This window comes from Actinoallomurus acaciae (assembly GCF_042429965.1).
In the GTDB taxonomy this organism is placed as follows: domain Bacteria; phylum Actinomycetota; class Actinomycetes; order Streptosporangiales; family Streptosporangiaceae; genus Actinoallomurus; species Actinoallomurus acaciae.
Genome location: NZ_JBHLZP010000677.1, coordinates 1 through 2,325, shown reverse-complemented (window position 1 = coordinate 2,325; position 2,325 = coordinate 1). Strand labels below are relative to the sequence as shown.

General features: G+C 74.4%; 2 protein-coding genes. One reads left to right on the top strand and one right to left on the bottom strand.

Going from position 1 to position 2,325, the window contains the following annotated elements; genetic code table 11:
* Nucleotides 1–588 (bottom strand): AraC-like ligand-binding domain-containing protein (locus tag ACFFNX_RS44780; RefSeq protein WP_378212358.1); only part of this gene is annotated, 588 nt, incomplete at its 3' end.
* A 226-nt stretch (nucleotides 589–814) separates the two neighbouring features.
* Between ACFFNX_RS44780 and ACFFNX_RS44775 the strand changes: the two genes are divergently transcribed.
* A partial coding sequence (locus ACFFNX_RS44775) for an ATP-binding protein (RefSeq protein ID WP_446678559.1) occupies nucleotides 815–2,325 on the top strand: 1,511 nt, incomplete at its 3' end.

The window sequence follows — 2,325 nt, the reverse complement described above, 5'->3', positions numbered from 1 at the left end:
GGTCGTGATCCCGGTGGTCGTGATCCCGGTGGTCGTGATCCCGGTGGTCGTGATCCCGGTGGTCGTGATCCCGGTGACGGCCGTGACCAGCATGCAGATCAGCGCGTCCGCCAGGTGCGCGCCGGCCGTGCCGGGCAGGTCGGTGAGGTGGTCGGCCAGTCTGGACAGGAAAGCGGCCAGGATCGCGCGCATCCCGGACTCGCACGGCTGCGGCACCGCCGCATGGCGGCGGAGCAGGCCGGCGGCCGCGCCCAGCGCGGTCCCGGGCAGAACGACGACCACGACGTCACGGGCGTTGATGACCGCGGGGTCGTAGGGCCGGTCATGATCGAAGACGACGAGGTCGCCCGGCCTGGCCTGAGGTCTGCGCTCGTCCCGTACGGCCTCCGCCAGGCCGCCGTGGTACAGCGCCACCGTGACCGGGTCGCGGTCGGCGGCGCTGATCCGGCGCACCGCGTCCGCCACCAGGCTCGGCAGGCCGCGGACGCGGGCGACGATCACCCGGCCGGCCCGCATCGTCACCACGTCCGCCCGCGGGTCGGCGTGCGGGGGCGCGACGCCTCGCGTACGTGCCAAGGCCGATGACACTGAGGGACTCCTTGATCTTCCGTCGCGCGAGGCGGGGGGACGGCGAGGGGATCATCATCGGCGGGTGCGGACGCACCGTCATCGGTAGTCCTACCGAGTCCGATACCGATCCGGGCCTTCGCCGCGAAGCCGTCTCGAAGCCGTATATCGCCGACGGCCGGGGCACTCCGCACTACCATCGACCTCGACTCATCACCCGGACGGAGACGAAGGCGAGCGGGCGGACATGACCGGATCCGCGGAGCCGAGCTGGCGTGGCGGATACGTCCCCGCCGAGCTGAACCGCTTCGTCGGGCGGCGGGAGCTTCTCGGGTCCGCCCGGGCGAGGCTGGCCGATCCGCGGCTGCGCCTGCTGTCGCTCACCGGCGGAGGCGGCACCGGAAAGACCCGGCTCGCCGTCCATCTCGGCCACGCCGTCCGCCGGTTCTACGCGGACGGGGTCTGGTGGGTCGACCTCGTGTCCGTCACCGACGACGGCATGGTGGGGCGGGCCGTGCTGGACGCGCTGCCCGTCGACGACATCTCCTCCGCGGACTCCGGCCAGGTGCTGACCGCCGCCCTCGCCGGCCGCGAGGCCCTGCTCATCCTCGACAACTGCGAGCATCTCGCGGCGGGCGTCGCCTCGCTGGTGGTCCGGCTCCTCACCCGATGCCCCCGGCTCCGGATCCTCGCCACGAGCCGCTTCCCGCTCCGCTGCCAGGGCGAGCACCTGCTCGACGTGCCCCCGATGGACACGCCGTCCGACCCCGACCATGCCGTGGCCGGCGAGTACGAGGCGGTACGCCTGTTCGAGGAGCGGGCCGCGGCGGTGCGGGAGGGCTTCACCGTGGGCGCGGGCAACGCGGCGGACGTCGGACGCCTCGTACGGCTGCTGGACGGCATCCCGCTGGCGATCGAACTCGCGGCGCCGCTGGTCCGCTCGATGGCGCTCCCCGAGATCGTGTCGGCGCTGTCGGCGTTCCGGCTCGGCCTCCTGACCGACGGGCCGGACCACCCCGGCCACCACCGGACGCTCTGGCACACCTTCGAGTGGAGTCACCGGCTCTGCTCGCCGGACGAGCGGCTGCTGTGGGCGCGGCTGGCGGTGTTCGCGGGCGGCTTCACCCTGGAGGCCGCGGTCGCCGTCGCGGGCGATGACCGGCTCCCGGGCGAGCGGATACCGGCGCTCCTGCGCGCGCTCGTCGCCAAGAGCGTGGTGACCGCCGACACCGACACCGCGCCTACTCGCTACTCCATGCTGGCGACGTTGCGCGAGTACGGCCTGGCACGGCTGCGCCGGGCCGAGGAGCCACGGCCGGACCTGCCGGGTGAGGAGATCGCGACGCGGCGGCGGTTCGGCCGCTACTACCGCGAGCAGGCCACGCGCCACGGCGCGCGCTGGTACGGCCCCGACGAGGGTCGCTACCTCTGGGAGGCGGCCCAGGACCTCCCCAACTACCGGGCCATCCTCGACCGGTGCGCCGACGCGGCCACCGTCGGCGAGGCGGAGGCCGGAGCGGAGATCGCGAGCGCCCTCACCACCCTGCGCCTGTGGTTCTTCGCCGGGACGCTCGGCGAGGGCCTGCGCGCCCTGCTGCGCACCGACGAGGCGCTGCGGCGCACCGGTGGCCCGTCCGCCGCCCGGCTCACCGTCCTGGCGAAGGCCGGCTGGATGGCGCTGTGCCTGGGCGAGGACACCACGGCCGCGGAGCTGCTGACGGACTGCCGGTCGCTGGCGGAGCCGGCGGCGGAGGAGCC